General features: G+C 72.0%; 6 protein-coding genes and 1 pseudogene. 4 read left to right on the plus strand and 3 right to left on the minus strand.

Features of this window, described 5'->3' with window-relative positions; translation table 11 throughout:
* On the plus strand, nt 1-2,722 hold a 2,722-nt coding region (locus tag VI078_02060; protein HEY5998073.1), incomplete at its 5' end, for a hypothetical protein.
* Nucleotides 2,723-2,726: 4 nt separating this feature from the next.
* Here VI078_02060 and VI078_02065 read toward each other — a convergent pair.
* From VI078_02065 to mscL, 3 genes are all read right to left on the minus strand, one after another.
* Complete coding sequence (locus tag VI078_02065; GenBank protein ID HEY5998074.1) at nt 2,727-3,050, minus strand: PilZ domain-containing protein; 324 nt, start codon at nt 3,048-3,050, stop codon at nt 2,727-2,729.
* A gap of 45 nt (nt 3,051-3,095) precedes the next feature.
* The gene (locus tag VI078_02070) at nt 3,096-3,272 is read right to left on the minus strand and encodes a hypothetical protein (protein ID HEY5998075.1); all 177 of its coding nucleotides are present in this window, start codon (nt 3,270-3,272) and stop codon (nt 3,096-3,098) included.
* A 62-nt stretch (nt 3,273-3,334) separates the two neighbouring features.
* Nucleotides 3,335-3,784, minus strand: a complete 450-nt coding sequence (gene mscL / locus VI078_02075) for a large-conductance mechanosensitive channel protein MscL (protein ID HEY5998076.1) — start codon at nt 3,782-3,784, stop codon at nt 3,335-3,337.
* 200 nt (nt 3,785-3,984) lie between these two features.
* On the opposite strand from mscL, the gene VI078_02080 reads away from it, so the two are divergent.
* The 3 genes and pseudogenes from VI078_02080 to VI078_02090 all read left to right on the plus strand — a co-directional run.
* On the plus strand, nt 3,985-4,497 hold the full coding sequence (locus VI078_02080; protein ID HEY5998077.1) for a hypothetical protein: 513 nt from the start codon (nt 3,985-3,987) through the stop codon (nt 4,495-4,497).
* A gap of 12 nt (nt 4,498-4,509) precedes the next feature.
* Nucleotides 4,510-4,710: pseudogene (locus VI078_02085) on the plus strand (thioredoxin family protein).
* 120 nt (nt 4,711-4,830) lie between these two features.
* On the plus strand, nt 4,831-5,611 hold a 781-nt coding region (locus VI078_02090), incomplete at its 3' end, for an ATP-binding cassette domain-containing protein (GenBank protein HEY5998078.1).

Consider the following 5,611-nt stretch of genomic DNA (forward strand, 5'->3'; position numbering starts at 1 on the left):
CCACCGGCGCCCCGGCCGCGCGGCCGCGCTCCTGCTGGCCGGGGCGGCCCTGGCGCTGGCGCTGCCGCAGCGGGCCTCCGCGGCGCACGACGCCGGCGAGTCCTGCTACAACTGCCACACCCTCGACGAACGCGAGAGCGACCCCGGCACCAGCGCGATCAACCGGCTCACCCGCACCTTCCCCAACATCAAGCAGTACGACGGCCTGCCGCCGGGACAGGTCCCCCAGCACCTCGGGTGCACCTTCTGCCACAATGACAACGGCCACACCGACCGCATGAAGCCGGCGCTCTCGCACTTCAAGGGGCGGACCTCTTTTCACCCCGTCGGCTTCTCGTTCGCGGGCCGCGGCAGCGAGACCAACGGCGAGTACCTCAGCAGTTTCGGCTCGGCGAGCAGCGGCGAGCTCGACTGCGTGGACTGCCACGACCTCGTCGCCGCCGCCGACGGCCGCGACGACCCGGAGACCGAAGGCATCGACGAGGGCAGCGATGGCAACGCCGCGACCTCACGTGGGGGCCCGGCGGACAAGTACCCCGAACACGGCCCGCCGGCGGACCCGGCCAACAACCCGTTCATGGTCAAGAGCGTGACGGCCGCCGCCGAGTATGACGCGCTCTGCCGCACCTGCCACCGCAGCGACGCGCCGCAGGCGGTCAAGGGGGTGGACCTGCAGCTGCTGGCGCACGCGGACGGCGCCCCGGGGCGGCCGCTGCGCGAGAGGGACGGCACCGTGCTGCGCACCTCGGACCTCGACGGCGACGGCGTGCCGGACACGGCCGGGCTGGCGGTGACCGCGCAGTGCACGGCGTGCCACGACACGCACTACTCCTCCAACCGGCGGCTGTTCAACGATGGGCACGAGCGGCGCAAGACGGCCGAGGGGATGGTGGCGGACACGCCGGTCACGACCGGGGACTGCACGGGGCTCTGCCACTACGCGGGCGACTGGCGGAACCCCGGCGAGGGCGGCAGCTACGTCAAGTACGGCCACGGGATGGCGCAGAGCACGTACAAGTACAAGGGCGGCAGGCCCGACGCGCGGGGGACCGAGGTGACGATGGGCTACGCCTGCACGGCCTGCCACGTCGGGATCGACTCGGCGCAGAAGCCGCACGCCAACGACACCGCCGGGGGGACCGACCAGGCGCGGTACCTGCGGGCGTTCAACCTCAGCGGGACGATGCAGGCCTGGGACGTCGGCTCGGCCATGGGCAACCCGCTGGTGGGCATCTGTCTCTCCTGCCATCAGAGCTACGACGCGCACCGCACGGAGAGCCGCGGCGGCGTGGGCTGCCAGGACTGCCACGACGAGCACGCGGAGGGCGCGGGCGAGAACGTGATGATGATCCCCGAAACGACCAAGGTCCCCGGCTTCTACAGGCCGCCGCTCGCGCTGTTCGCCGCAAAGGCCGGGACGGAGACGGTCACCTACGACACGCTGAAGTGGGACACCGCGACCGCGCCCTACGAGGCGAACCAGGAGTCGCAGCTGGACTTCTTCCGCCCCTCGGACGGCAACGGCGTGTGCGATGTCCTGGAGTGCCACGGGAGCGCGGGGTACGCGCCGCTGGGGCGCTGGATCGCGGTGGCGTCCACCCCGCACACCGGCGGCGAGCAGCCGCCCGGGTCCGACTGCAGCGCCTGCCACCGGCACAACGGCGACGAGTACGGCGGCTGGCGCGCGCGTTCCACCTGCGACGAGTGCCATGTCGCCCAGAACCGCGGCCACGTCGGGACGGCCAAGAGCGCGGCGACGCACCGCGCGCACGCGCTCTCCCGCTACGTTGCCGGCTGCGGCGCCTGCCACGCGCACGACGGCACGACCCCGCGAGCGGGGACTGGCGCCCACGGCAACGGTGACGTGGAGTTCGGCGGGACGTTCATGACGAGCGGCTTCGACTACCGGGAGGCGTTCGACACCGAGCCGGGATGCGACACGGCCGAGAACGGCTGTCACAACAGCGCCGGCGGTCCCGGGCGCTGGGAGGCGAATGCCCTGGCCGCGTGCGCCGACTGCCATGCGGCGGCGCCGAAGCTGCTGGGCAAGTCGGCGCCCACCAGCGGGCTCCACGCGACCGCCGTCGTGACGCGCCACGACGGCGGCCTGCAGGAAGGCGGCTGCGTGAATTGCCACGACGCGGCCAGCCCCTCGAGCGCGCACAAGGACGGGACGCTCAACGCGGCTGCGGACGTCAAGTATTCATTTCACCCGAACGTGCTCGCCTACGACGGCGCCGCCGGGTGCCAGGCGGTGGAATCCTGCCACGGCGGCGGTGACGGCGGGACGTGGCGGCGGCGCTGGCTGGGCGTCGTCGACGCCCTCCCCGGCACGCCGGGCAACGACGCGCCGGGCCAGCCCGTGTGCCAGAACTGCCACGGCGATTTCGGCGGCTGGCGCTGGGACGACGCGGAGCCGACCACCACCAGCCACACCGATCCCTACAAGGGAAACGACGGCGACCGGATGGGCGAGCACGAGGGATGCCGGACCTGCCACGGGTGGGGGCACCCCTCCTACGACACCACCTGGGGGAAAGGCAGGCACGGCAACGGCTTCGTCGAGATGAACGGGCCTGACGCGAAGCACGGGACCGCTGCGGGGGCCGAGTACGACGACGGCACGGGGGGATGCATGCGGGCCTGCCACGACCCCGGGTTCGTCATGAACCCCGACAGCAACTGGCCCAACGCCTACGGAGATTACGGCTCCGGCCAGTGAGGGATCAGGGCCCTTCGCGCAGGAACGAGCGCAGGCGGTCCCAGCCGTCGGCGCTGAACCGGACGAACTCGATCCCCATGCCGACGGTCGCCTGGTTCCAGGCGACGCGCCCCAGTCCGACCAGAGCCGGCTCCTCGGCCTTGGGCGACGGGCGGAACCGGAACTTGATCTCGGTGCCCTGCGGCAGGGGCGTCACGGTGTCCACGAACATGCCGCCCTCGCTCAGGTCGGAGAGGCGGGACCGCAGCACCGGCGAATCGCTCTGGTAGTCGATCTCGACGACGACGGGGTGGCGCGGGAACCTGCGCCGTTCGCTTCCCTCGGCCATGCCGCCTGATAGCAGAAGCCCGGGCCGGCTGTCAAATCGCGGCGGTCACGGCCCGGCCGCGTCCTTCGGCGCGGGCGGCCCGCCCGCCCGGGGAGCCGGTTCGCCGGGCCCGCCCCGCCGGTGCTGCGTGAAGCGCACATACAGATACGCGCCGAGGGTGGCGACGAGCGAGAGCGCGGCGGCACCGACGGCGACCAGCGCCGCGACCTGGGCCGGCCCCACCTTCGCTCTCCCCGTCGCGGGCAACGCCGTCGGGCTCCCGTCGCCGCCCCCGCGCACGTCCGTCACACCTGCGACGTGCAGGCCGGGCAGCGCGTTGCCTTGACGGCGATCGGCGTGCAACAGAAGGGGCAATCCTTGGTCGCCGGCGCCGCCGCCGGTGCCGGGGCCTGGCGCTGCATGCGGTTCATCGCCCGGATCACGAGGAACATCGCGAAAGCCACGATCACGAAGCTGACGATGGCGTTGAAGAAGATTCCCGCGTTGAGCGTCACGGCCCCGGCGGCCTTCGCCTCGGCGAGCGAGGCGTAGGGCCCGGCGGCCTTCTCACCCGCCTTGAGGGTGACGAAGATGTTGGAGAAGTCCACGCCGCCGAGCAGCAGGCCGACCGGCGGCATGATCACGTCGGCGACGAGCGAGGAGACGATGCCGCCGAACGAGGCGCCGATCACGATGCCGACCGCCATGTCGACGACGTTCCCGCGCAGCGCGAATTCCTTGAAGTCCTTGAGCATGGCTCCCGCCTTTCGTGTTGGCCGTTCGCCCTGACCAGCGGTTGCACGTCCCCCGCATGGCCGGCGCCGGAAGCGCCGGCACCTGTACTATAGGCCCCGCTGGCCCGTGTCGGCAACATCCCGCGCGTCCTCGCCCTTGCCTTCGGCGCATCGCTTCGGTATGCTCGCGCATCTCAAGGCACGACATGGATGGTGAAAGAATGAGACGGGCCGCCGCCGCAGTCACCGCCGCGGCGCTCGTCTGTCTCGTCGCGGCGTGCGGCCGCACGAAGGCCCCGCAGGCGGTCTCCATGCTCTCCGAGAAGGACAAGAAGTACGTCGCCTCGACGCTCGCCGGCATGAAGTCCGAGGTGAAGGTCGTCGTCTTCTCGCGCGACGGCGGCGAGTGCAAGTACTGCGACGAGGTCGAGGGGCTGGTCGGCGACATCGCCGCGGCCGTGCCGCGCGTGAAAGTGGAGGTCCTCTCGCTGAAGACGGACGCCGCGCGCGCGCAGGCGCTGGGCATCGACAAGGTCCCCGGCATCGCGCTGCTGGGCGCGAAGGACTACAACCTGCGCTATTTCGGGCTCCCGAGCGGCTACGATTTCGTCCCGTTCGTCGAGACCATCCGCGCGGTGGGCAACGACGACCCGGGGATCTCGACCGAGTCGGTCGCGGCGCTCGCAAAGCTCAAGAAGCCGGTGCAGCTCTCCGTCTTCGTCACCCAGAGTTGACCCTACTGCCCCAAAGCGGCCCGGGTGGCCTACGGAATGGCGATGGCGAGCGATCTGGTGCGCGCCGAGGTGATCGACGCCGAGGAGTTCCCCGCACTCTCGCAGCGCCACAACATCGGCGGCGTCCCGAACACCTTGATCAACTACCGTCCGGGGTATGTCGGAGCGGCGCCGGAGAGCTTCGCAGTCGAGAAGGTGCTCAATGCGCCGTAGCGGGACGCCGGCAACGGCGCATCTGCGGCGTCACGCTCCGCCCGTCTCCCTGCGTTCCCGCCCCCGATAATTGACAGGCCCCTCCCCGGGGCCTACGTTCCTCTCGGGAGGCGAATCCCCATGGCGGTGCCCGTCCTCGAGGTCCGCGATCTGTCCGTCAGCGCCGGCGAGCGGCCCGTCCTGCACAATATTTCCCTGGGCATCCTTCCGGGCGAGGTTCACGTGCTGCTCGGCCCGAACGGCTGCGGCAAGACCACGCTCCTGATGGCGGTCATGGGGATGCCCGGGTACCGGGTCACGGGAGGCCGGGTGCTCCTTCAGGGCGAAGATATCACGGACGCCAGCGCGGACGCGCGCGCGCGCCGCGGCGTTGCGCTCTCGTTCCAGCGCCCGCCGGCCGTCCGCGGCGTCACGGCCCGAATGCTTCTCGGTCGGGTCCTCGAGCGCCGCGGGCTCGCCGCGGAGACGGCCGACGCGATCGCGGCCTCGCTCCGGAGCGAGGGGCTGCTCGACCGCGACCTCAACGTCGGCCTCTCCGGGGGCGAGGTCAAGCGCTCCGAGCTGATGCAGTTGCTCGCGCTCGACCCGGCGCTGGCGCTCTTCGACGAGCCGGAGTCCGGCGTCGACCTCGACAGCATCGCGCTCGTCGGCGACGGGATGCGCCGCCTGCTCGGCCGCGGCGACGCGGGGGGGGCGGGGAAGGCCGCGCTGATCGTCACGCACACCGGCCACATCCTGCGCGAGGTCCCGGCCGACCGGGGCCACGTCCTCGTGCGCGGCCGGATCGTCTGCCGCGGCGAGCCCGGCGTCCTCTTCGACGACGTGCGCTCGCACGGCTACGAGGGGTGCCTGCGCTGCCCGCGGTGCCTGGGGCTCGCCGCCGCGGGCGCGGCGGCGGGGC

This window comes from bacterium, assembly GCA_036524115.1.
Classification (GTDB): Bacteria; JAUVQV01; JAUVQV01; order JAUVQV01; family DATDCY01; genus DATDCY01.